We start from the raw sequence: 22574 nt of genomic DNA on the forward strand, positions 1-22574 counted from the left end.
AATCTGACTACGTATACGTCCTATGCCGGGTCGGCAGCGCACACGCCGACGTTCCGCCTGGCATCCGCTGACGATTATTCGCCACTAGCCGGTAAACACCCCGGGCCGCCCATCGCACAGGGGGCAGGGTCAGCAACGCTCCCAACAACGGCCATCCACCGTGTGCATTCAGAAGCAGCTTGGCAACTGCCTGGCATCCGCCGTGCACCGCCCCTGCCGGTGTCACCCACAAGACTTCGTATTCAGCACGCTGCTGCGTGATACCAAGCGCCCCCAGATCTGCAAACTGCCACGGCGTGGTGGCGCAACGGGGGCGGAGACGCCGCTCGGCGAACTTCACCGAGTCAGCACAGAAACCGCAGTCCCCGTCATAGACAAGTACAGCTTGCATCTGCATTTTCTCCTCGTCGCGGATTAGCCGATGGCTGCGGCCACGCAGGTACTCAATTCGAACTCGGCGTCGCGTGATTCCAAGCACGCCGTCGTCGCCACCGGAGCCTGCGCCGAAACGCGTCCTCGACCACACCGGCCTGCCGCTGGCGTCCACCACGCCGTGGTCGGAATTGCCCGCCTGCACAGCCTCGCCCTTACCGGACAGACAAACCGCCTAAGAACAGCGGGATGTCTGGCCCGGCCGGGATGTCACTTACGGCATGGCCTTCAGGGGCGGCCTCGTACGAGGGATCCAAGGCCGGCCTGCTTGGGCACCACTCCTTCGCCTGCCTCCGTGCCTGGCACGGTGCGCGGCGCACTCTGCCGCCGCGAGACCCGTCGGCACAGGTTCGGCACCGCGACGTAGAAGCGATCCGGCAGGAATACAGCGTCTGCGATGATCATCGCGCCGGAGAACAGCGGCAGCCCCATGAGTACTGCGATACCGATGTGCATGCCAAGCAGCATGGTCAGAACCGGGTACTTCAGCTTGCCGAAGAGGACGAAGGGGAAGGCGACTTGGAGAAGCACGGTCAGGTAGCCGGCCACCGCGATGGTGGCCTGCTGACCGTCTACCCAGTGGGAGAGCGCAGGCCACGGCTGGAAGAGCCCGAGGTTCAGCACATAGTGCAGCGCGGTTCCGGCACCCCAGGTTCCGCCCTGTGCCTTGTAAAGACCGGCCGCGCCGTAGAGGAAGCAGACCTGGACCCCGATCACGAGGAGACCACAGTTGTGCACGGCCGTGACCAAGGTATGTCGTGCCTGGAGTAGTTGTAGTGCGACGTCGGACCGCCATCGGCCGGGCTCCCTCCTGGCGGGCCTGCGCCGGGCCCGTCTGGCATCCAGGGACCAGCGGCGTCCGCATGCGGTGAAGACGAGGTAGAGCGCCATCAGGAGGACGAGGTTGTCGCCTCCGTCCGTCATGAAGATCGCCCTCGCGTGGAACGATGTGACGACGGCAGCGAAGAGCACGGACACGGCACGGGTCCGCCAGCCCAGCATGAACAAGGCGCAGATAACGAGTGCCGCCGCGTAACAGATCTCGAAGTAGGCGCGGCTGTCCGACAGGGTGAGCACACTGGCCCAGCCGGTCTGGGCGAAGAGCTGCCGCGCGAGCGTGGGCGTCCACGGTGAATCGGGGCCCCAGATCTCGTCGCGGTGCGGGAACTCGCGCAGCAGGAAGACGAGGTAGAGCAGGCCGTATCCGACTCGAAGCACCGACACCGCGTAGAGCGAGAGAGGGCGTCCGGTCAGGAGCTCCCACGCCCCGTGTGCGGGATCGGTCAGCCGTCCGAGCAGCCGTCGGCCGGTCGCCCCGTCCTGGGCTGCCGAGGGCCGGATCATGTCATTTCCCGTCGGAGACATCGGAGGCCACCTTCCACCAGGGCAGACGCCGTGTTTCGGCATTCGCGGACGTGGCACGGCGGTCACTGCCCGCAGTGCCTGAAGCGGCAATGGGCTGGGTGACCACCCGGAGCTGGATGAACTCGAACGCTTTGCCGTCCCGGTCGGTCATCCGGTCGGCGGCGATGTTGCGCAGGTACTGCCGCATCATCTCGGCCCGAGGCGAGTGCGAGCGGTCGTCTCCTCCGTGCAGTTCGTCGTAGGACGTCCAGGAACGGCGCAGCAGGTTCTGCGAGGTGTGGCTCGGAAAGACGTTGTGCTTGACGGCAGACTCGTCCATGGCGGACAGATCGACCCAGGGACTGACCTGGACCGCCCCGTCCCGGGCCGTGTGTGCGGTCCGCGCGGAGATCGTCCGGTTGACGGAGTCCGGGTCCGGGGCGAACAGCCGCCAGTTCTGTTCGAAGAGGGGGTAGATCCAGGCGTTCACCTGTCGGCTAAAGCGCTGTGAGACGACGTTCGAGGGCGCCACGTGCAGAAACACCATGACGACATGCATCAGGGCCGTGACGAGACAGAGGACCACAGCGGTGTTCAACGTTCCCCGCACCACCCGTTGAGCTCTGCGCGGCCTGTGGATTTCGCCTTGCTCTTCCTCTTCTCCGTGCGTGTGGTCTATGACCAGCCCCGGGCAGGAGGTCTGCCCTCGCATTTGCCCATGCTCTGATTCGATTCCGCCCAGCACTGCTCGCCCTGTTCTTCTTGTCGTGCGTCTCGTGGAAGCGCGTGGCGGGGCCAGGAGGAGATGATGCCCCACCACGCGCCGTTCAGTTGGCAGCACGCGAGCCGCCGCTGCCAACTAGCCTTCGTAGGAGCCGTGCTGCTCGGGCTTGTCGCCGTAGCCGCCGTGCTGCTCAGGCTTGTCGCCGTAGCCGCCGTGGTCGTCGCCGTAGCCGCCGTGATCGTGGCCGTGGTCGTCGCCGTAGCCGCCGTGATCGTGGTCGTGGTCGTCGCCGTAGCCGCCGTGGTCGTGGCCGGGCTTGCCGCCGTGTCCGCCGCCCGTGGTGTTGCCGCCGTTTCCGCCACCCGTGGTGTTGCCGGCGACGTTCCCTGAGGTGTTGCCTGCGATGTTCCCGGTGGTGCTCCCGGCCCCCGAGGTTCCGCCGATGGTGCCGCCGGTCAGAACTCCGCCCAGCACGCCACCCAGCACTCCACCCGTGGAAGTGCCGCCCGTCGTACCGCCGGTCAGAACTCCGCCCAGCACGCCGCCCAGCACTCCACCCGTGGTGCCAGTAGTAGTGCCGCCCGTCGTGGTACCGGTCGTCGTCCCGCCCGTGGTACCGGTCGTCGTCCCGCCCGTGGTTCCGGTCGTCGTCCCGCCCGTGGTTCCGGTGGAGCAGGCGGGCCGCGTGATGCGGTTGGTGTCCAGGGTGACCGAGCCGTTACGTGCCAGCGCCCGGCCGTCGATGCTGGCGCCGGTGGTGGCTCCGATCGAGGTCAGGGCCAGGATGTTGCCCACGAAGGTCGAGTTGGTGCCGAGCGTGGCCGAACTGCCGATCTCCCAGAACACGTTGCACGGTTGCGCGCCGTTGATGAGTGCGACGCGGCTGGCGGACGCCGTCGTCAGCCCCGAGCCGACCTGGAAGACCCAGACCGCGTTGGGGTCGCCCTGAGCGTCGAGGGTGAGCGTCCCGGTGAGGCCCAGGGTCGAGGAGGCGGTGTAGACGCCGGGTACCAGCGTCAGCCCTCCGGCGTCCGGCGGAAGCGCGGCGTCCGTTGCCTGGCCCGCTGCGTTGTTGAACGCCGCGACCAGGTCGGACTTGGCCTGGAGCGCGACGGCGTCCGCCGAGTGCTGGGCCCCGTTCACGATTCCCGGCGGGAATCCGCTGATGGCCGTTCCAGGGCTGACCCCGATATCCCCAGTGATCACGGAAGGGCCGGTGTTGGTGATCGATTGACCTGCCAGCACGGCGAAGCTGTCCGCCGTACCCAGCGGCACGGGAGTGGCGGTGGCGAACGCCTGGGCCGGCGCCACAGCCACCATCCCGGCGGCAACAACCGCCGTGAATGTTCCCGTGAGTCAGGCCGAAACAGTGCGCCGTTGTGCAGCCTCAGTAGATCTGAGCTTCATCAGAAACCGATTTCTGTTTGAGAGGCGGCGACTTCCGAGCCTTTCCGGGCTCCCCGGAAGCCGTCGTATGTCGCCCGCATATTACACATTGAATGGGTCGCGGAATTCTAAAGATTGGGGCGAGTCGAGACCTCTTCAGGTATCGCGAGGAGCTACAGGAATCAGATAACTCCAAGCTTCAGACCTTCCAGGCGACCCTAGACGATGCAGAATCGTCCCTTCTTGATGCAGAATTGTTTCTTCGGAAGCGCGTACCCCAATATCGGAAATCGAATATGAAATAATGCGTCACGCGTTCCCCTGTCGGAGATCAGCCGCAAGACTGCGCGGCGGCTGACCGGCGCGCCGACGATGCCCGGGGGTGCCGGCCGGGCCTGCGAGGGCGAGACCGATCGCGACCAGGGGCGAGCGCAGTCGCTCGGTCCGCTGGTCGTGACTTCGGTCAGGCCGGGTATCTGCTCGGCGAACGTGCGGCGCCCCTACTCGGCGTTCCGGCAAGCAACTCGGCTACGGCGGATTGTCCCGCGCTCGACCCATCAGCGGGCGCAGGTAGGAGCCGTATGGCCACCCCTGTTGCGGGCGGTGATGGAGAGCATGGAGCGATCTCGACAGGTCTCTGGAGAGGCACGGGAAGCACTGACCGCGAATATTTAGCGCATCTCCGCGGCTGCGAGCTGGGCGTTCCCAATGGGGGATTTACTCATGCGCAACAAGGAAGCACGGGAACTCAGCGGGGAACGGTTCATGGGCGCGGCAAGGGAGGCCATCAGCAAGGCGCCCAGTGCGGGAAAGCACTGGCTTTCCCCTCGCCTGGATGGGACTGTGCCCGGCTATGCCTGGGCAAGTACCAGGCCATGAGCAGAGGAGCAATGGAGAAGTGGGCACGCGCTGCGGCCGAGGCGGAGCTGTGCGACGCGCTTCCTCGTCGGTGGGCGCACTCGCAAGGGGTTGCCCGTCGCGCTGCCGAAGTGGCCGGGGTTCTGGGAGACGATGCGGAACTGCTGACCTCCGCCGCCGTCCTGCATGATGTTGGGTACGCTCCGCGGCTGGCCCGGACCGGGTTTCATCCGCTGGATGGCGCCCGGTTTCTACGTGACACCCATGCTGCGGATGACCGGCTGGTCCGATTGGTGGCGAACCACTCGCTGGCCTTGCCGGAGGCCGAGGAGCGCGGATTGCGAGACGTGCTGGAGGCGGAGTTTCCGCTGCTCGACGATCAGCGCCTGGTGGACGCCCTTGTCTACTGCGACATGACGACGACCCCCGACGGCGAAGTCGCCTTCGAATTCGACACCTGGCCGGATCTCCCCACGTTCGTAGAGATCGAAGGGCCCGACGAAGCATCTGTCCGGCAGGCAGCTGCTCTGCTCGAACTCGACTATACGGAAGCCCGGTTCGGCAGCGTCGACGAGATCTACAAGAGCGAATCCGGCCGCGACATCCTCGCCGAATCCACTCTCCTCTTCGCCGACGTCCATGAGAAAGGGCAGGCCGAGGTGGCAGCCCAGGGCGAGTGACCTCGGGGGCGGAGCTGTGCATAGAGAACTTGCCGTGACCCCCTTGGTGATCCCTGGCATCGCCGAATTCGCCCGCGGCGGCCTGCCGGCTGCGGCAGACACCGATGACGGCAACCGGTGGGTCGACGGATACTGCTGGCTCTACTGCGGCCAGAAATGGACCCGCGTCCTGTGGATCGGCCCGGTGAGCGTGGCCGGCGCCCAGGCCGCCATGTACGCCTGCGGCCCCTGTATCCGGGAATTGCAGGAGCAGGTCTGGCAATCCATCCTTCTCCACGATGAGCCGACTCAGTCGGCACCATCCGGTGCTCCCCGCGAAACGGAGCCGTACGTCGGCCGCCCGGGAGGCAAGCACCGGGCGGGAGGCGGGTTCCTGCGCCGTCGCTGATGCGCTCCCGGCGCTCTACTACGAGACGCCCTTCAGCCCCGCCCTGTGCGCGCACCCCCAGCGACGGGGCGGGGCGCCCTCACCCGCAGTACCAGCACCTCCGCACACCACAGGCTTCCCGCCGCACCGGCGGGAGATTGGTAGAGGAAGGAGCACGAAGTGGGAGATCAGACACCCTCCGCCTCTCACCTCCAGCGTGACGCAAGGAAGGGAACAGCCCATGGAGCATCGATCGGTTCGAGCCGTCGAAGAGGCACTGGGATGGAATGGCCCAGGAACACTCGGTAAGGGGTTCGCCCGGGGAAGCATCAGCGACCACGAGGTCGTGGCACGGCTGCCCACACCGCAGCGCCTGCTCGACATGGTCATGCGCCGGAGCATCGCCAACCCCCCGTTCCGGCTTCCACGGCATCACGGTCGTGCGGATCGTCGCGCCCAGAACATGAAAAACCCCAGGTCACGGGCTGTGTGACCTGGGGTTTCCTCGAGCCCCCTATCGGATTCGAACCGATGACCTACGCATTACAAGTGCGTTGCTCTGGCCAGCTGAGCTAAGGAGGCGCGTCGCAGCATTCTAACCGCACCGCGGACGTGACCAAGTCGAAAATTTCCCCGGCCCAGAACTACTGACAGACCGCAAACGGCCAGGTAGCGTCTCGTTTCAGTTCACCTATGTGGACTACACCACTCACCTTTACTCGGATCGTCCGGCACGTTCCTGCCGGTGAAGGAGCACACGCTCATGGCAACAGTCACGTTCGACAAGGCGACCCGGATATACCCCGGCTCCACCAAGCCCGCCGTGGACGCGCTGGAGATCGATGTCGCGGACGGCGAGTTCCTCGTCCTCGTCGGTCCTTCCGGTTGCGGCAAGTCGACCTCCCTGCGCATGCTCGCGGGTCTTGAGGACGTCAACGGCGGCGCGATCCGCATCGGTGACCGCGACGTCACGCACCTGCCGCCGAAGGACCGGGACATCGCGATGGTGTTCCAGAACTACGCGCTGTACCCGCACATGACGGTCGCCGACAACATGGGCTTCGCGCTCAAGATCGCCGGCATCAACAAGACCGAGATCCGCGCCAAGGTCGAAGAGGCCGCGAAGATCCTCGACCTCACCGAGTACCTGGACCGCAAGCCGAAGGCGCTCTCCGGTGGTCAGCGTCAGCGTGTCGCGATGGGCCGCGCCATCGTGCGTGAGCCGCAGGTCTTCCTCATGGACGAGCCGCTGTCGAACCTCGACGCCAAGCTCCGTGTCTCCACCCGTACGCAGATCGCGTCGCTCCAGCGCCGCCTCGGCATCACCACCGTGTACGTCACCCACGACCAGGTCGAGGCCATGACCATGGGTGACCGCGTCGTCGTGCTGAAGGACGGCCTGCTCCAGCAGATCGACTCGCCGCGCAACATGTACGACCGCCCCAACAACCTCTTCGTCGCCGGATTCATCGGCTCCCCGGCCATGAACCTGGTCGAGGTCCCGATCGCCGACGGTGGCGTGAAGTTCGGCAACAGCGTCGTCCCCGTCTCCCGCGAGGCGCTCGCCGCCGCGGCCGACAAGGGTGACACCACGGTCACCGTCGGTGTCCGCCCCGAGCACTTCGAGGTCGTCGAGCACGGCGAGGTCTCGAAGACCCTCACCAAGGAGAGCGCCGACGCCCCGGCCGGCCTGGCCGTCGCGGTCAACGTCGTCGAGGAGCTCGGCGCCGACGCCTACGTCTACGGCTCCGCCGAGGTGAACGGTGTGACCAAGGAGCTCGTCGTCCGTGTCAACGGCCGCAAGGTCCCGGACAAGGGCAGCAAGCTCAACGTCGTCCCGCGCACCGGCGAGATCCACGTCTTCTCGACCTCCACCGGCGAGCGCCTCAGCGACTGACGCTCCCGCCTCACTGCGGCCCCGCACCTCCCTTCCCGGAGGTGCGGGGCCGCAGTGCGTTGTCGACAAATACCGCACCGGAACGGGCATTTCACCGGAGGCGGGTCAACGCCCGATTCGAAAAGCAGACTCGAACCATCCCCCACACGAGTGACTGAATGTCTCCACATCATCACCGAACGCTACGCTCGCTGCGTGACCCACACAGCCCGCCGAATCGGCCGAACTCTCGCACTCGTCCTGCCCGTCGTCCTGGTTCTCTCCGGGACGCTCGCGGTCACCCGCGTCCCGTGGGCAGGCACCTCCAACGACTCGCAGATGCTGACCGCTTCCTCCAAGGAAGTGTCGGTACGCGCCAAGACCCGTACCCCGCAGGACATTCTGCGCGACCAGCTCCTCACCGAACTCCAGGAGAAGAACCCCGGCGTCGCGCTCACCCACCTCCAGCGCGAGGTCGAGAACCGCCCCTCGCTGGCGAGCCACTGCATGTCGATCGCCCGCTCGCTGGGCCGCGCCGCGGTCGAGCACTACGGGCCGGCGCGCGCCCAGGCGTACTCGCGCCCGGTCTGCGACACGTCCTTCGCCTCCGGGGTGGCCCACCAGCGCTGACCCGTCCGGCACCGGCCCGTGAGGGACGTGAGGGAGGGGCCGCCGCGCGCCACCGGCGCCGGGGCCGCCCCGGTGTGCAGGCCGGCCTCAAGGGTGTCCCTTAGGGTGCGCCTCATGACGACGACCGCTGAACCGCATGCGCATGCGCCTGCGTCCGCACTGCCCACCCAGGCCGTGATCCTGGCGGGCGGCCAGGGTTCCCGGCTGCGCCCGTACACCGACGACCGCCCCAAGCCGATGGTCGAGATCCCGGGCACCGGGACGCCGATCATCGGCCATCAACTGGCCTGGCTGGCCGCCGAGGGCGTGACCGACGCGGTCATCTCCTGCGGCCATCTCGCCGAAGTGCTCCAGGAATGGCTGGAGTCCAGCACCCTGCCCCTCCGGGTCACGACGGTCGTCGAGTCCGAACCGCTGGGCCGCGGCGGCGGTCTCAAGTACGCCGCAGGGCATCTCCCGCACCCCGACCGCCCCTGGTACGCGACGAACGGTGACATCTGGACGCGCTTCTCGCTGCGCGAGATGGCCGCCTTCCACGCCGAACGCGACGCCACCGCCACCCTGGCCCTCGCCCGCCCCCGCATCCCGTGGGGCGCCGTCGAGACGAACGAGTTCGGGCAGGTCCTCGACTTCATCGAGGCGCCACCCTCGCCGTATCTCATCAACGCCGGGGTGTACGTCTTCTCCGCGGCCTTCAGGGCGCTGCTGCCGGACCGCGGCGACCACGAGCGGACCACCTTCCCGCGCCTCGCCCGCGAGCGCAGGCTGGCCGGGTATCCGCTGCCGCACGGGGCGTACTGGCGGGCCATCGACACCGCCAAGGACCTCACCGAGGCAGCCAGGGAACTCGGCCGGTCCTGACCGGACCCGGCCCGGCGGTCACTGAGACGTACCGGCCAACAGCCAGCGCCGGACCGGGACTTCGAGCAGTACCCGCTCCCCGTCCGGCCGGTACGGGGTGGAGGCGTCCCAGGCGTACTTCGCGGCGAAGGCATCCAGGATCCGCTCCGGGAACCGGCCGCGGTGCACCACCGCCTCCCCCTCGGCCACGACGGGAAGCCGACCGTCCTCCAGCGCCAGGGACACCCGCGGGAACGCCTCGATGTTGCGGACCTTGACCGACGCTCCGTCCGCACCGATCCACCAGCTGTCCTTCAGGAAGACGAACCAGACCGGCGTCACATGGGTGGACCCGTCCGGACGCACGGTGCACAGCCAGACGTGCTTCTCCCGGTACAGGCGGTCACGCACCGCTCCATCGAGGGAATCGGTAAGGGAATCGGTGAGGGACTTGGGTGGGGACTCGGGACGGGGCTCGGGACGGGACTCGGGACGGGGCTCGGGAAGGGGCTCGGGAAGGGGCTCGGGATGAGACTCGGGAAGGGACGAGGAATCGCTCATTCCCCCATCTCACCCGCGTCCCCGCCGGAGCGCCTCGGTCCGGCGTCCCGGCCGCCTCGGGCCTGCGTCCTACGCCCACCGGACCAGGCGGCCGGATCCGTCCCGCGGTACCCCCGGTACGGCCGTCAGCCGAGAAGGCCGCCGATCGGGTTCTTGTTGCTGCCGCCGCCCGAGGTGCCCCCGGACCCGCCGCCGGACGCCGTGCCGCCGCTGCCGCCGCCGCTCGTCCCGGCCGTGGCCGACGGGCCCGCGCTGGTCGTCGCCGGAGGCGGCGGAGCCTGCTGCTGCTGTTGCTGCCGCTGCGACGGCGGCAGTTGCGCGGTGCCCTGCGTCTGGCTGGGCTGCCCGCCGACGGTGCCCGCGGTCGCGCTCTCCCGTACCGTGCCGGGCTCCGAGGACTTCCCCGAGGGGCTCGCCGCACCGCTCGCGGACGGCGACGGGTGCCTCGACGTGCGCTGCTGCGCCGGGCTGCCGGACGAGCCGGGCTCCTGCGGCAGCACCTGTCCGGGCAGCCGGTTGGTGGGATCGGTGTTCGGGCCCGGTACGGTCACGACCTGCGCGGAGCGGACGGCGCCGCCGAGGAGCGAGCCGATGAGCAGCGTCAGCCCCACGACCACGGTGGCCACGACGGTGCCGCGCCGCAGCACCCGCCGCCGCAGTTCGGTCAGTTCGGAGCGCGGTCCGAGCTTGCGCCAGGCCTCGCCCGCGAGGCGGCCGTCGACCGAGTAGACCGGCGCTCCGGCGATGATCAGCGGGGACCAGGCGGCGAGGTAGATGATGTCCGGTGCGTCGTACGCCGGTACGGTCCGCCACGTGACCGTCACCAGGAGCGCGATCGAGAGCAGCGCCCCGAACACGGCGGCGACGCGCTGCCAGAGCCCCAGGACGGTGAGCACTCCGACGACGACCTGGAGGAACGCGATGGTGAGCCCGGCGCCCACCGGATGCGAGAGCGCGAAGTCGCGGAGGGGTTCGGCGAGGGCCCAAGGGTGCAGCGAGTGCAGCCACTTGACCATCGAGCCGCGCTCGCCGCCGTCGAAGTAGACGGGGTCGCAGAGCTTGCCCATTCCGGCGTACATCGAGATGAGCCCGAGGAACACCCGGAGCGGCAGCAGCACCACGCCGAGGTTCATCCGGCGGCCGGGGTAGTAGGCGTGCCGGACGTTGTCGGAGCCGTGGCGGCGGGTGCCGTCCTGGCCGTCGTCGTCGAACTCGTCGAACTCGCCGTACGCGTGGTGATCGCCGTACTCGTGCGGCCCGTCGAACTCCTCGCGCCGGTACCGCTCCGGCTCGTCGTACGCGCCGACGGCCTCCCGCATCCGGGGCAGCAGCGCCGTGCCCGCGGTGCCCGGGTCGTCGACCGAGATGCGCGGGATGACCTGGGTGGCTCCGGCGTCCTGGCCGGAGGCGTAACCGACCTCCTGGACGCCGGAGTTCCGTACGGCCTGCAGGAGTCTGATGGCGCCGGTGTCGTCCGGGGCGGACTTCCCACTCCACACGACGGGCGCCCTGCGCCGCGCGCGTGCGCCCGCGGGCATCCTTGCCGTATCCGTCAGGCCCGAACCGGCGGGCCTGCGGATCGAGTTCGGTGCGAGCTGCACCCGGAAGCTGGCGTGGTTGACGACGACCTGTGCGGGATCGCACGGCACCTTGACCATGCTCAGCGCGGGCAGGTTGTCGAACCCGGGTGTTCTGGTGTCCACGCTCATCTAACCGAGTGACGCAGGCTTAGGACACTGCCTTGACGCGCCGGATCTGTCCGCGACCCGTCAACACTCCGTATCCGTAGGGGAAGGAGCACCGGAGCGGGCAGGTGAGCGGCCGGGTGAACGGTCGGGGAGCGGTCAGGTGAGCGGCTCCCACCAGTCACGGCGGGCGCGGTACCAGGCGACGGTGCGGGCCAGTCCGTCGGCGAGGCCGTGGCGCGGCCGGTAGCCGAGTTCGTCGCGGGCCCGGCGCCAGTCGACGGCGTACCGCGGCCCGCTCCCGCCACGCCCCTCGCGCTCCCCCGCGCCCCGCACGCGCTCCCAGCCCGCGCCGCACGCTTCGAGGAGCAGACCGGTGAGTTCCCTGGCGGAGAGTTCGGTGCCGCCGCCGATGTTGTACGTACGGCCGGGACGCCCCCCGGTGCGGGCGAGTTCGATGCCCCGGCAGTGGTCCTCGACGTGGACCCAGCCGCGGACCTCCGCGCCGTCCCGGGGCGGCGGTACGCGGTGTCCGTCGATGAGCCGGGTGACCCGGAACGGGATGACCTTGTCGGGGAACTGGTGCGGCCCGTAGGTGCCCGCGCTCCGCGTGATCCGTACGTCGAGGCCGAGTTCGCGGTGGTACTCCAGCGCGAGCAGGTCGGACGACGCCTTGGACACGGACCAGGGCGAGTCGGGCGCGAGCGGCCGGTCCTCGGTCCAGGAGCCTTCGGCGATCGGTCCGTACACCTCGCCGGTGGAGACATGGACGAACCTGCGGGTGCCGTGGTGCACGGCGGCATCGAGAAGGGTCCGGGTGCCGAGGGTGTTCGTCCGCACGAACACCCCGCTGTCCTCGGCCGGCCGGTCCGCCGGGGACTCGGCGGCGAAGTGCACGGTCTGGTCGTGCTCGGCGGTGAGCCGGCCGACGAGCGCGGGGTCGCAGATGTCGCCGCGCACGAAACGGAAGCGGGGGTCGGCGAGTACGGACGCCAGGTTGGTCAGGGTGCCCGCGTACGTGAGCTTGTCGAGGACCGTGACGGTGACGCCGGGCGGGCCGTCCGGGCCGAGCAGCATGCGGACGTACGCCGAACCTATGAACCCGGCGCCGCCGGTGACGAGGATCCTGGCGGGAGTTGTGGTGCTCATGCAGGAAAGGGGGCGAGCGCGAACGAATTCATGGGATCTCCCGCGACGACGGTCAGGAGAAGCAATTTTCTCCCGCAAGCAGGCGACCGTAACATGACTTTCTGTTTAATCGATCTTTAATGAACAACTCAGCCGCACCACAGTCGCGGCTCATTTTCAGTTCACCGAAGTCTCATGAATGCCGCGTAAAGCAGACTGCCGATGCGACGCGCCAACTTGGCCTGTATCAGACCGAGTTGGCACACCGCACCGGCAGTGACCGCACAACGCACTGCCGGACGGGCCGTATATACGGGACCGCCCGGCAGAGGAAAAGAGAAAGCTTTACTGTCAGGCCCGGCGACGCGCGGCCTCGTACAGCACAATGCCCGCCGCGACGCCCGCGTTCAGCGACTCCGCGCCACCCGGCATCGGAATGCGCACCCGGTAGTCGCAGGTCTCGCCGACGAGCCGACCGAGGCCCTTGCCCTCGCTGCCGATGACGATGACGACCGGGCCGCCCAGCGCCTCCAGGTCCTGGACCTCGTGCTCACCGTCCGCGGCGAGGCCGACGACCGTGATGCCCGCCTTCTGGTAGCCCTCCAGCGCCCGCGTCAGGTTGGTCACCCGGGAGACCGGCGTACGGGCCGCGGTGCCCGCCGACGACTTCCAGGCACCCGCCGTCATCCCGGCCGCACGGCGCTCGGGGACGACCACGCCGTGACCGCCGAACGCGGAGACGGAACGGACGATCGCGCCCAGGTTCCGCGGGTCGGTGACCCCGTCGAGCGCGACGATCAGCGGGTCCTCGTTGGCGTCGTACGCGGCGCCCGTGAGGTCCTCCGGGTGCGCGTACTCGTACGGCGGGACCTGGAGGACGAGACCCTGGTGGTTCAGGCCGTTCGTCATCCGGTCCAGCTCGGGGCGCGGGGCCTCCATCAGGTTGATGTTGCCGCGCTGGCCGGCCAGCTGGAGCGCCTCGCGGACCCGCTCGTCGTTGTCGATGTACTGCTGCACGTACAGGGTGACCGCCGGGACGCCGTCGCGCAGCGCCTCGTAGACCGGGTTGCGGCCGACGACCATCTCGGACGTGCCCTTGACGCCGCCGCGGCGGGGCGCCGGACGGCGGGCCGCGGCCTGCCGGGCCTGGGCGCCCGCGATCCGGTTCTTCTTGTGTCCCTTGCGTTCGGAGGCGGGCGGCGTCGGGCCCTTGCCCTCCAGGCCGCGGCGTCGCTGGCCCCCGCTGCCGACCTGCGCGCCCTTCTTGTTGGACGTGCGGCGGTTCCTGCGCTGGCTGTTCCCGGCCATGACCTACCTGTTTCTTTGCTGCTCAGTACGTACGTATAGGAAAGTGTGCCGCCAATGGCGGCCGGGCGCTCACCGCGGGCCGAGGGTCCAGCGCGGTCCGTTCTGGCCGTCCTCGATGACCAGGCCGGACTGCTGGAGCTGGTCGCGGATCGCGTCCGCGGTGGCCCAGTCCTTGCGCGCCCTGGCGCCCTCGCGCTGTTCGAGCACCAGCCGTACGAGGGTGTCGACGGCCCCGTGCAGGTCCTCCCCGCGGTCGCTCTCGCCCGCCCAGTGCTCGTCGAGCGGGTCGAGACCGAGGACGCCGAGCATCGCCCGGACCTCCGCCAGCCTGGCGACGGCCGCTTCCTTGTCGTCGGCGGCCAGTGCGGAGTTGCCCTGCCGGACCGTGGTGTGGACGATCGCGAGCGCCTGCGGGACGCCCATGTCGTCGTCCATCGCCTCGGCGAACGCGGGCGGCACCTCGGCGGCCGGGGGGACCGGCCCGGCCTTCTCGACGACCCGCTGGACGAAGCCCTCGATGCGGGCGAAGGCCGACTCGGCCTCCCGCAGCGCCTCGTCGCTGTACTCGATCATCGACCGGTAGTGCGGGGTGCCCAGGTAGTAGCGGAGCACGATCGGGCGCCACTGCTTGACCATCTCGGAGACCAGCACCGAGTTGCCCAGCGACTTGGACATCTTCTCGCCGCTCAGGGTGACCCAGGCGTTGTGCAGCCAGTACGCGGCGAAGTCGTCGCCGAACGCCTTGGACTGCGCGATCTCGTTCTCGTGGTGCGGGAAGATCAGGTCGAGCCCGCCGCCGTGGATGTCGAAGGCCGGGCCCAGGTACTTGTGGGCCATCGCCGAGCACTCCAGGTGCCAGCCGGGACGGCCGCGCCCCCACGGGGTCTCCCAGGAGGGCTCACCGGGCTTGACCGCCTTCCACAGCGCGAAGTCCCGCGGGTCGCGCTTGCCGAGCTCACCCTCGCCGGACGGCTGGCGCAGCTCGTCCAGGTCCTGGTTGGAGAGCTGGAGATAGCCGTCGTACGAGCGCACGTCGAAGTAGACGTTGCCGTCCACCGCGTAGGCGTGGCCGCGCTCGATGAGACCGCGCATCATCTCGATCATCTCGGTCATGTGCCCGGTGGCCCGCGGCTCGTACGTGGCCGGGAGGCAGCCGAGGACGTCGTAGCCGGTGTTGAAGGCCCGCTCGTTCTCGTAGCCGATCGACCACCAGGGGCGGTTCTGCTCCGCCGACTTCTTGATGATCTTGTCGTCGATGTCCGTGACGTTCCGGATGAACGTGACGTCGTACCCGCGGTAGCTGAACCAGCGGCGCATGATGTCGAAATTCAGCCCGGACCTGATGTGCCCGATGTGCGGGGCCGCCTGCACCGTGGCGCCGCAGAGGTAGATCGAGACACAGCCCGCTGTGAGCGGGACGAAGTCACGGATCTGCCGGGCGCTGGTGTCGTACAGACGAATAGTCACCCCACCAGGGTAGTGGGCCCATACCAGTGCCCCGCGACCCTTTCGGCCACGGGGCACCGAAGTGTGACGCAACAGTGCTGCGGAGCAGCCCCGGGCGGGCCGTCCGGCCCGGTGGCTGCCGGGTGAACGCCGACCGGGCGGCAGCGCTCAGATCCGGCCCACGACCTTGCGCGGGGTGATCCGGACGACCACCCGCGGGCCGTCGTGGGCGGAGTCCGGGTTGAACTCCGCGTACGACTTGCCCTGGTACTTCTGCGACAGCTCGTCGATCAGCTCCTGGCTGCCCTCGGTGGTGAGCGTCGCGGTGCCGCGGATCTCGGCGTACGCGTACGGGTTGTCGGCGGGCTGCACCAGCACCGTCACCCGCGGGTCGCGGCGCAGGTTCTTCTCCTTGCGGCGGTCCACGGTCGTCGAGATCAGGACGTCGTTCCCGTCCCGTTTCACCCAGACCGGTGACACCTGCGGGCTGCCGTCGGGCTGGATGGTGGCGATGCTGACGAATACGGGACCGTCGAGGAGCTTCTTGAGCTCGTCACTGAGTACGGCAGACACGGGGCTGGCCTCCCGGGGGTGAGCGGGGTGTGACCCATGCCTACCCCGGGCGGGACGGTTGCCTACCCGACCCGGACGGTTGCCTACCCCGCCCGGGACACCGTTGCGCCTACCGCCTACCCGGCCTGGGGCCGTTCCGTACGGACGACGAGCGCGGTCGCCACGGCGGCGAGCCCCTCGCCCCGGCCGGTGAACCCGAGTCCGTCGCTGGTGGCGGCGGAGACCGAGACGGGCGCGCCGACGGCCCCGGAGAGGACCTTCTGCGCCTCTTCCCTGCGCTTGCCGATCTTCGGCCGGAGACCGATGACCTGGACGGCCACGTTGCCGATGGCGAAGCCCTCGGCGCGGACGATCCTGGCGGCCTCGGTGAGCAGCGTCAGCCCGGAGGCACCGGACCACTCGGGGCGGCCGGTGCCGAAGTGGGCCCCGAGGTCACCGAGGCCCGCGGCGGAGAACAGCGCGTTGCAGGCGGCGTGCGCGACGACATCGGCGTCGGAGTGCCCGGCGAGGCCGGAGCCCTCCCCCTCCCAGCGGAGACCGGCACACCACAGCTCACGGCCCTCCTCGAAGGCGTGGATGTCGGTGCCGATACCGACCAGCGGCAGCGTCGGAACGGCGGACTGCTCAGTAGCCATCGTTGGCCCTCCTACGGGCGAGAACCGCCTCGGCCAGGACCAGGTCCAGCGGCCTGGTCACCTTGAACGCCTCTTCGTGCCCGGGGACCACCACGACCTGCACCCCGAGCTGTTCGACCATGCTCGCGTCGTCGGTGACGTCGTGCGTGACCGTGGCGTGCGCGCGGGCGAGCAGCGCACGGTCGAAGCCCTGCGGTGTCTGTACGGCGCGGAGCCTGGCCCGCTCCGGGGTGGCGACGACCGGCTCGGGCGCGCCGTCGGGCCGCGGGTCGACCTGCTTGACGGTGTCGGCGAGCGGCAGGGCGGGAACGACCGCGGGCGCCCCGTCCCGTACGGCTTCGATCACCGCGTCCACCGTGTCCACCGGGACGAGCGGCCGGGCCGCGTCGTGGACCAGGACGGTGGAGACGGTCGCGGGCAGTACGGAGATCCCCAGCCGGACCGACTCCTGGCGGGTATCACCGCCGGGTACGACGACGACCTCCGTACCGGGCGGGCAGCCGTGTTCGCCGAGCAGCTTCTCGACCTCGGGGGCGCCGTCCGGCGGGGCCACCACGACGACCAGCGTGACGGCACGCGATCCGGCCATCGCCCGGACGGCGTGGACCAGCATGGGAGTCCCGTGGAGGGCGCGCAGCGCCTTGGGGGCGCCGGGGCCCAGCCGTACACCGCGGCCGGCGGCGGGAATTACCGCGGCGGTGAGGTGGCCGGATCCGCTCGGGGAGGTACTCGGAGCGCCCGACCGGACGCTCGGGGAGAGGTTGGGCGGGACGCTCGGCGGCACGCTCGGAAAATCGCCCGGGAAATCGCCGCGCGATTCGTCCCCGGCTTCGTCTGACATCGGTTGCGCGTTCAGGGTTTGTGTCCTCAGCCGACATGGGTATGGCCACAAGCGTGCCGGGCGCGACGCCCTGACCGGCCCCTTCCGTGACGACTGGTCGAGTCGGCATCCCGGGCCCGGCACACCAGGCAGCGCTCAGGCGGCACTGCTCAGGGAGTACTGCTCAAGAAGCGTTGATCCACAGAAAACAACATGCCGCAGCACCCGACGACACACGGAAGGTCATTCCATGTCGTCAACGGGCACCACGGCATTTCGATGCGTCATGCGTCAGGACGCGAGGACCTCGTCGAGCAGAGCCTCGGCCTTGTCTTCGTTCGTGTTCTCCGCAAGAGCGAGCTCGCTCACCAGGATCTGGCGGGCCTTGGCGAGCATCCGCTTCTCACCTGCGGAAAGTCCGCGCTCACGCTCACGACGCCACAGGTCGCGCACGACTTCGGCGACCTTGATGACATCGCCGGAGGCGAGTTTCTCAAGATTTGCCTTGTAACGGCGGGACCAGTTCGTGGGCTCTTCGGCGTACGGTGCGCGAAGCACCTCGAAGACCCGGTCCAGCCCTTCCTGACCAACCACGTCGCGTACGCCTACGAACTCCGCATTGTCCGCCGGCACACGAACAGTCAAGTCGCCCTGGGCGACCTTGAGCACCAAGTAGGTCTTGTCCACGCCTTTGATCTGGCGAGTTTCGATAGCCTCGATCAGCGCGGCCCCGTGATGGGGATAGACCACGGTGTCGCCAACCTTGAACGTCATGTGACAGGTACCCCTTCCGTGGCTATCCAGGGTAACACGAGAACGGCTTCTTCTGAATGACGTTTTCGCAGGTCAGGGCATATCTCGGGGCTTGACAACAGCAACAGGAACGTGCTGCGGACGGCTTCCGGAAGACGGTATTCGCAGGTCGGAGCCGCTCTGCGGGCGAACAGAAACGCACAACCTACAGGGTTCCGAACCTCCCTCACAGGGGGCTAACGTCCCGATTTGCCAGATTCCAAACAGTGAACTTCGCTACGTCTGTTCGGTTGCCGATCACCCGTACGGACGCAATCCGGAATTGATCACTACCGAGATCACGGAGGAGATCACGAAGCAGATCACGAAGGAGATCACCGCGCGCCGCAAGAGGGTTTTCCGTAAGGAATACGTGGCGCCCCGGAGAATTGATCACCCGCGATATGTGAACACCGTACGAAGCCGCACGATCGGGCAACCGCGGGGTACCGGTACCCCGCCTGGGGCGGGTCGGGTGCGAGCCCGCGACAACGGCTCGGTAACCTGAGCGCGCTGACACACCCTTAGGGAGGCTTTACACCCTCCCGCCCCCGCCTCTGTCCGAACGTCCTAGGAGAAGCCGCCGCCGTGAGCTGCAGCCTTCGACGCGGCGTCCTCGCCGCTTCTGCCATCGTGGTCTCGATCGCCTCCCTGTCCGCCTGCGCCGCGGGCAACGACGCCGCGACGATCGAGGTCAAGCCGGACAACGCCGCCACCTCCGTCGGCGTCATCAAGGTCCAGAACGCGACGGTGATCACCCAGCCGAAGGCCGACGTCGAGGGTCCCGCCGTCATCTCCGCGACGCTCTTCAACAACGGCAGCACGAACCAGACCCTCGACGACATCTCGATCGCGGGCTCCACTTCCCTGGTGAAGATCACCCCCGCCAAGGGTTCGGGCCAGGTCGTCGTGCCCGCGCACGGCTCGGTTCTCATCGGCGGCAAGAACCACGCCGCCGCCGTGCTCGCCGACGGCCGCAAGGCAGCCGCGGACGGCAGCACCCAGAACCTGGTCTTCCAGTTCAGCGAGACCGGCAAGGTCCCGCTGACGGCGTACGTCGTCCCGGCGACCAGCTACTTCACCGGCTTCGGTCCGAGCAGCCTGCCCACGGCGCCCGCCACGCCCAGCACGCCGTCGAACCCGACCGGCACCCCGTCCGGCAAGGGCACCCCGAACGGGACCATCCCCTCGAACTCGGTGCCGCCGAACAAGGCGACCCCCTCCGACTCGGCCACCGCGACGATCGGCTGACCCGGTCCACGTACGCATACGGAGGTGCCCCCGCCGGAACGGTCCGGCGGGGGCACCTCCGTATGCAGCCGTACGGCATACGGGCGTACGGGTCGGTCTACGGCTCGAACTTGTAGCCCAGGCCCCGGACCGTCACCAGATACCTGGGCGCACCCGGGTCCGGCTCGATCTTGGCGCGCAGCCGCTTCACGTGGACGTCCAGGGTCTTGGTGTCGCCGACGTAGTCCGCGCCCCAGACCCGGTCGATCAGCTGCATCCGGGTCAGCACCCGGCCCGCGTTCCTGAGCAGCATCTCCAGCAGGTCGAACTCCTTCAGCGGCAGGTCGACCTTGGCGCCGGAGACCGTGACGACATGGCGGTCCACGTCCATCCGGACCGGGCCGGCCTCCAGGGCCGCCGGGGAAACCTCCTCCGGCTCGCCGCGGCGGCGCAGGACCGCGCGGATGCGCGCGACCAGCTCCCGCGAGGAGAACGGCTTGGTGACGTAGTCGTCGGCTCCTATTTCCAGGCCGACCACCTTGTCGATCTCACTGTCCTTCGCCGTCACCATGATCACCGGGACGTTGGAACGCCCGCGCAGCTGGCGGCAGACCTCCGTACCGGGCAGCCCCGGCAGCATCAGGTCGAGCAGGACGAGGTCGGCGCCGTTGCGCTCGAACTCGTCGAGGCCGTCGGGTCCCGTGGCCGCGATGGCGACCTCGAAACCTTCCTTGCGGAGCATGTAGGACAGGGCGTCGCTGAAGGATTCCTCATCCTCGACGACAAGCACTCGGGTCACGGAAGGACCTCCGGGGCAGGAATGGGATCAGCGGAAAGGAAGGTCGCGTACGGCTGGTCGTCGTCCACGTCGACGACGTCCGGCCCTGAATCCTTGCGGCTGCGGCCGTTGCGCGTGGCACCGGCTTCCGGCAGCCGCAGGGTGAACGTGGAGCCCTGGCCCTCCGAGCTCCACACCGTGACCTCCCCGCCGTGCGAGGCGGCCACGTGTTTGACGATGGCGAGGCCCAGGCCCGTGCCGCCGGTGGCCCGCGAACGGGCCGGGTCGACGCGGTAGAAGCGCTCGAAGATCCGCTCCCGGTCCTTCTCGGAGATGCCGAGCCCCTGGTCGGTGACGGCTATCTCGATGAAGTCCCCGCCCGGGGCGGAGGCGCGGCGGGCCGCGATGCCGACCCGGGTGCGGGCCGGTGAGTAGTTGACCGCGTTCTCGACGAGATTGCCGAGGGCGGCGGCGAGCTGCGACCGGTTGCCCCAGACGTGCAGGTCGGCGGTACCGCCTGCCGCCATGGTGATGTGTTTGGTACCTGCCTGATGACGGCAGCGGTCGATGGCCTCGGCCACCAGGACATCGACCCGGACCGGCTCGGCGTCCTCCAGCGGGTCGTCGTTCTGCACCCGGGAGAGGTCGATGAGTTCCTGAACCAGATTGGTGAGCCGGGTCGCTTCGATCTGCATCCGGCCCGCGAACCGGGTGACCGCCTCGGGGTCGTCGGACGCGTCCATGACCGCTTCGGAGAGCAGCGAGAGCGCGCCGACCGGGGTCTTGAGCTCATGGCTCACGTTGGCGACGAAGTCCCGCCGGACCGCTTCGATACGACGGGCCTCGGTGAGGTCCTCGACGAGCAGCAGTACCAGCCGGGAGCCAAGCGGTGCGACGCGGGCGGAGACCGCGAGGGCCTCGCCCCGGCCGGTGCCCCGGCGGGGCAGGTCCAGTTCGACCTGTCGTATCTCCCCGTCGCGCCGGGTGTCACGGGCCATGTGGAGCATGGGCTCCACGGCCAGCTTGCCGCCCCTGACCAGCCCCAGGGCGTACGCCGCCGAGCTGGCCTTGACCACCGAGTCGCTCTCGTCGAGCACCACGGCGGACGAGCTGAGCACCGAGAGAACCGTGTCGACGCCGGGCGGCAGCACGTCGCCGGTGTGCAGGGAGGTCCGGGTGGGGCGGGCCTGATCGCGCTCGCTCCAGCGGAACGCCAGCACGCCGATCACGCCGGTGCACAGCCCGACGATCGCGCTTGCTGCGGCGACCGCCGCGTTCACGTCCATGCCACAAGGTTATGCGGCCCCACCGGCACATCCCCAGCCAAATGGGTGCCCGCTCGAACGTTCGTCGCCCAGAGTTCACCGAGGGGACAGGGTCGATTCACTTGGGGTGACTGAAACGGACGCGTGCCGCCCGCACCGTGGAAGCGTGGGGGCCGGACAGCTGCAGGACGCCTCCGGACAGTGTCGGCTCCAGTCGGCTTCCGTCGGTTGCAGTCGGTCGTACAAGAGAGGAAACCCAATGCGGGACGCGTACCACGAGGAACTGGACTCGATCGGCGAAGGTCTGGTCGAGATGGCCCGGCTCGTCGGTTCGGCGATCGGCCGGGCCACGACCGCGATGCTCGACGCCGATCTCAAGCTCGCCGAGAGCGTGATCGCCGCCGATCAGAAGGTCGACGACCTCCAGCACGACCTCGAAGCACGGGCCATCGCCCTGCTGGCCCGGCAACAGCCCGTCGCCACGGATCTGCGCATCGTGGTCACCTCGCTGCGGATGAGCGCCGACCTGGAGCGCTCGGGCGACCTGGCCCAGCATGTCGCGAAGCTCACACGGCTCCGCTACCCGGAACGTGCCGTTCCGAACGATCTGCACGCCACGATCCTGGAAATGGGTCAGCTCGCGCAGCGGCTGATGGCGAAGGCGGCGGAGGTCATCATCACGATGGACGTCGACCTGGCCCTCCAGCTGGAGACGGACGACGACGAGATGGACCTGCTGCACCGGACGCTCTTCCAGCACCTGATGGACGACCGCTGGAAGCACGGCATCGAGACGGCGGTGGACGTCACGCTCCTCGGCCGCTACTACGAGCGGTTCGCCGACCACGCGGTGTCGGTGGCCAAGCGCGTGGTGTACCTGGTGACGGGCGAGCACGCGGACGAACTCCAGTCCGCCCCGGCGCAGGTCGAGGGGGCGTGAACGGCGCGCTTGCGCGTATGCGCCGTTGATGCGCCCCGCCGGGATGGGTATGGGATGGCAGAGGCAGTACGACCTCGTATGTCTGATCAGGAGGAACCCATGGCCGATTCCCCCGTCACCGATCCCCAGCAGGAAGCCGCTGTCGAAGTGCACCACCTGCGCGTTCTCGGCGCCTGCGGCTGCGGCTCGGGCTGCGGCTGCGGCTGCCAGTCGGGAGCACCGTGCCAGTGCGGCGGGTGCCACGGCTGACGCGCGCCGTTCCGTAGGGCGGTTCCG

At 68.9% G+C, this 22574-nt stretch carries 23 protein-coding genes and 1 tRNA gene; 8 read left to right on the plus strand and 16 right to left on the minus strand.

Going from position 1 to position 22574, the window contains the following annotated elements; genetic code table 11:
* Positions 1-7: 7 nt before the first annotated feature.
* The 4 genes from OG709_RS16130 to OG709_RS16145 form a co-directional block, all read right to left on the minus strand.
* On the minus strand, positions 8-397 hold the full coding sequence (locus tag OG709_RS16130; RefSeq protein ID WP_266644996.1) for a thiol-disulfide oxidoreductase DCC family protein: 390 nt from the start codon (positions 395-397) through the stop codon (positions 8-10).
* 263 nt (positions 398-660) lie between these two features.
* Positions 661-1797 (minus strand): HTTM domain-containing protein, encoded by a 1137-nt coding sequence (locus OG709_RS16135; protein WP_266642256.1) that lies wholly within the window; start codon positions 1795-1797, stop codon positions 661-663.
* The gene (locus OG709_RS16140) at positions 1778-2374 is read right to left on the minus strand and encodes a DUF5819 family protein (RefSeq protein WP_401279710.1); all 597 of its coding nucleotides are present in this window, start codon (positions 2372-2374) and stop codon (positions 1778-1780) included. Before OG709_RS16140 ends, OG709_RS16135 begins: the two co-directional genes overlap by 20 nt.
* 261 nt (positions 2375-2635) lie before the next feature.
* A complete protein-coding gene (locus tag OG709_RS16145; RefSeq protein ID WP_329166634.1) occupies positions 2636-3811 on the minus strand; it encodes an ice-binding family protein in 1176 nt (391 codons plus the stop codon).
* Between the two features lie 965 nt (positions 3812-4776).
* Between OG709_RS16145 and OG709_RS16150 the strand changes: the two genes are divergently transcribed.
* Positions 4777-5424, plus strand: coding sequence for an HD domain-containing protein (locus tag OG709_RS16150; RefSeq protein WP_329166636.1), 648 nt, complete (start codon positions 4777-4779; stop codon positions 5422-5424).
* A gap of 34 nt (positions 5425-5458) precedes the next feature.
* Positions 5459-5812 (plus strand): hypothetical protein, encoded by a 354-nt coding sequence (locus OG709_RS16155; RefSeq protein WP_329166637.1) that lies wholly within the window; start codon positions 5459-5461, stop codon positions 5810-5812.
* A 487-nt stretch (positions 5813-6299) separates the two neighbouring features.
* Here the strand turns inward: OG709_RS16155 and OG709_RS16165 are convergent.
* Positions 6300-6373, minus strand: a tRNA-Thr gene (locus OG709_RS16165).
* A 181-nt stretch (positions 6374-6554) separates the two neighbouring features.
* Here OG709_RS16165 and OG709_RS16170 point away from each other — a divergent pair.
* From OG709_RS16170 to OG709_RS16180, 3 genes are all read left to right on the plus strand, one after another.
* Positions 6555-7688, plus strand: a complete 1134-nt coding sequence (locus OG709_RS16170; RefSeq protein ID WP_250301010.1) for an ABC transporter ATP-binding protein — start codon at positions 6555-6557, stop codon at positions 7686-7688.
* Positions 7689-7883: 195 nt separating this feature from the next.
* Positions 7884-8297, plus strand: coding sequence for a hypothetical protein (locus OG709_RS16175; RefSeq protein WP_266642252.1), 414 nt, complete (start codon positions 7884-7886; stop codon positions 8295-8297).
* Between the two features lie 114 nt (positions 8298-8411).
* On the plus strand, positions 8412-9158 hold the full coding sequence (locus OG709_RS16180; protein ID WP_266642251.1) for a nucleotidyltransferase family protein: 747 nt from the start codon (positions 8412-8414) through the stop codon (positions 9156-9158).
* Positions 9159-9176: 18 nt separating this feature from the next.
* Here OG709_RS16180 and OG709_RS16185 read toward each other — a convergent pair whose 3' ends face one another.
* From OG709_RS16185 to OG709_RS16225, 9 genes are all read right to left on the minus strand, one after another.
* Positions 9177-9548: a pyridoxamine 5'-phosphate oxidase family protein gene (locus OG709_RS16185; RefSeq protein ID WP_329166640.1), complete on the minus strand. Its 372-nt coding sequence runs from the start codon at positions 9546-9548 to the stop codon at positions 9177-9179.
* Between the two features lie 275 nt (positions 9549-9823).
* Positions 9824-11407, minus strand: a complete 1584-nt coding sequence (locus OG709_RS16190) for a DoxX family membrane protein (protein ID WP_329166641.1) — start codon at positions 11405-11407, stop codon at positions 9824-9826.
* A 135-nt stretch (positions 11408-11542) separates the two neighbouring features.
* Positions 11543-12532 carry a dTDP-glucose 4,6-dehydratase gene (locus tag OG709_RS16195; RefSeq protein WP_250301005.1) on the minus strand — a complete coding sequence of 330 codons (990 nt, stop codon included), beginning with the start codon at positions 12530-12532 and terminating at the stop codon, positions 11543-11545.
* A gap of 330 nt (positions 12533-12862) precedes the next feature.
* On the minus strand, positions 12863-13819 hold the full coding sequence (gene rlmB, locus OG709_RS16200; protein WP_250301004.1) for a 23S rRNA (guanosine(2251)-2'-O)-methyltransferase RlmB: 957 nt from the start codon (positions 13817-13819) through the stop codon (positions 12863-12865).
* Positions 13820-13888: 69 nt separating this feature from the next.
* Positions 13889-15286, minus strand: a complete 1398-nt coding sequence (cysS, locus tag OG709_RS16205) for a cysteine--tRNA ligase (protein WP_250301003.1) — start codon at positions 15284-15286, stop codon at positions 13889-13891.
* Positions 15287-15433: 147 nt separating this feature from the next.
* Entirely contained in the window at positions 15434-15838 is a 405-nt protein-coding gene (locus OG709_RS16210; protein ID WP_250301002.1) for a PPOX class F420-dependent oxidoreductase, read from the minus strand.
* 116 nt (positions 15839-15954) lie between these two features.
* A complete protein-coding gene (gene ispF / locus OG709_RS16215; RefSeq protein WP_250301001.1) occupies positions 15955-16473 on the minus strand; it encodes a 2-C-methyl-D-erythritol 2,4-cyclodiphosphate synthase in 519 nt (172 codons plus the stop codon).
* A complete protein-coding gene (gene ispD, locus OG709_RS16220; RefSeq protein WP_374211268.1) occupies positions 16463-17257 on the minus strand; it encodes a 2-C-methyl-D-erythritol 4-phosphate cytidylyltransferase in 795 nt (264 codons plus the stop codon). Before ispD ends, ispF begins: the two co-directional genes overlap by 11 nt.
* 327 nt (positions 17258-17584) lie before the next feature.
* Positions 17585-18067: a CarD family transcriptional regulator gene (locus OG709_RS16225; RefSeq protein WP_006380568.1), complete on the minus strand. Its 483-nt coding sequence runs from the start codon at positions 18065-18067 to the stop codon at positions 17585-17587.
* A 606-nt stretch (positions 18068-18673) separates the two neighbouring features.
* Between OG709_RS16225 and OG709_RS16230 the strand changes: the two genes are divergently transcribed.
* Positions 18674-19336, plus strand: coding sequence for a DUF461 domain-containing protein (locus OG709_RS16230; RefSeq protein ID WP_326694563.1), 663 nt, complete (start codon positions 18674-18676; stop codon positions 19334-19336).
* Positions 19337-19433: 97 nt separating this feature from the next.
* Here the strand turns inward: OG709_RS16230 and OG709_RS16235 are convergent, their stop codons facing one another.
* Complete coding sequence (locus OG709_RS16235) at positions 19434-20114, minus strand: response regulator transcription factor (RefSeq protein WP_102918029.1); 681 nt, start codon at positions 20112-20114, stop codon at positions 19434-19436.
* Positions 20111-21379 (minus strand): sensor histidine kinase, encoded by a 1269-nt coding sequence (locus tag OG709_RS16240; protein ID WP_250300999.1) that lies wholly within the window; start codon positions 21377-21379, stop codon positions 20111-20113. The genes OG709_RS16235 and OG709_RS16240 overlap by 4 nt, the downstream gene beginning before the upstream one ends.
* Positions 21380-21617: 238 nt before the next feature.
* Here OG709_RS16240 and phoU point away from each other — a divergent pair, with 238 nt between their 5' ends.
* Both phoU and OG709_RS16250 read left to right on the plus strand, forming a co-directional pair.
* Positions 21618-22298, plus strand: a complete 681-nt coding sequence (gene phoU / locus OG709_RS16245; protein WP_250300998.1) for a phosphate signaling complex protein PhoU — start codon at positions 21618-21620, stop codon at positions 22296-22298.
* 99 nt (positions 22299-22397) lie between these two features.
* A complete protein-coding gene (locus OG709_RS16250; RefSeq protein ID WP_326694562.1) occupies positions 22398-22547 on the plus strand; it encodes a hypothetical protein in 150 nt (49 codons plus the stop codon).
* The last annotated feature ends 27 nt before the right edge of the window (positions 22548-22574 follow it).

The sequence above is a fragment of the Streptomyces sp. NBC_01267 genome (assembly GCF_036241575.1).
Classification (GTDB): Bacteria; Actinomycetota; Actinomycetes; order Streptomycetales; family Streptomycetaceae; genus Streptomyces.

Coding starts and splice junctions, on each gene's coding strand:
- OG709_RS16130 (WP_266644996.1), bottom strand. CDS start 397: ATGCAGATGCAAGCTGTACTTGTCTATGACGGGGACTGCGGTTTCTGT.
- OG709_RS16135 (WP_266642256.1), bottom strand. CDS start 1,797: ATGTCTCCGACGGGAAATGACATGATCCGGCCCTCGGCAGCCCAGGAC.
- OG709_RS16150 (WP_329166636.1), top strand. CDS start 4,777: ATGGAGAAGTGGGCACGCGCTGCGGCCGAGGCGGAGCTGTGCGACGCG.
- OG709_RS16170 (WP_250301010.1), top strand. CDS start 6,555: ATGGCAACAGTCACGTTCGACAAGGCGACCCGGATATACCCCGGCTCC.
- OG709_RS16180 (WP_266642251.1), top strand. CDS start 8,412: ATGACGACGACCGCTGAACCGCATGCGCATGCGCCTGCGTCCGCACTG.
- OG709_RS16190 (WP_329166641.1), bottom strand. CDS start 11,407: ATGAGCGTGGACACCAGAACACCCGGGTTCGACAACCTGCCCGCGCTG.
- OG709_RS16195 (WP_250301005.1), bottom strand. CDS start 12,532: ATGAGCACCACAACTCCCGCCAGGATCCTCGTCACCGGCGGCGCCGGG.
- rlmB (WP_250301004.1), bottom strand. CDS start 13,819: ATGGCCGGGAACAGCCAGCGCAGGAACCGCCGCACGTCCAACAAGAAG.
- ispF (WP_250301001.1), bottom strand. CDS start 16,473: ATGGCTACTGAGCAGTCCGCCGTTCCGACGCTGCCGCTGGTCGGTATC.
- OG709_RS16225 (WP_006380568.1), bottom strand. CDS start 18,067: ATGACGTTCAAGGTTGGCGACACCGTGGTCTATCCCCATCACGGGGCC.
- OG709_RS16240 (WP_250300999.1), bottom strand. CDS start 21,379: ATGGACGTGAACGCGGCGGTCGCCGCAGCAAGCGCGATCGTCGGGCTG.
- phoU (WP_250300998.1), top strand. CDS start 21,618: ATGCGGGACGCGTACCACGAGGAACTGGACTCGATCGGCGAAGGTCTG.
- OG709_RS16250 (WP_326694562.1), top strand. CDS start 22,398: ATGGCCGATTCCCCCGTCACCGATCCCCAGCAGGAAGCCGCTGTCGAA.